1 protein-coding gene is annotated in these 207 nt (G+C 65.2%); it reads right to left on the bottom strand.

Translation table 11 applies throughout. The features are described from left to right. On the bottom strand, positions 1-207 hold a 207-nt coding region (locus PAT3040_RS38130; RefSeq protein ID WP_219930312.1), incomplete at both ends, for a hypothetical protein.

Below are 207 nucleotides of genomic sequence, written 5' to 3'. Positions count from 1 at the left end.
GCTGAAGCGGCGGCTTCGGCAGCCGCCAAGCTGCGACTGCGCGGCTTCCATTCGACAGCGCGATCCTGCTCGGGATCCCCGATGCCCGAATTTTCTCGACGCGGCAGCTCCGCTTGGGTGTTCGTGCGTCTTAATTCTTCGCGCGTCGCCCCGGGCGAGCTACTCGAACGTTCGACGATCGAAGCCGGCACGCTGTTGCCTGCTGCA

It is taken from the genome of Paenibacillus agaridevorans (assembly GCF_003112455.1).
GTDB classification, from domain to species: domain Bacteria; phylum Bacillota; class Bacilli; order Paenibacillales; family Paenibacillaceae; genus Pristimantibacillus; species Pristimantibacillus agaridevorans.
The sequence above is the reverse complement of the archived record's forward strand: the minus strand, read 5'-3'. Positions and strand labels throughout refer to the sequence as shown.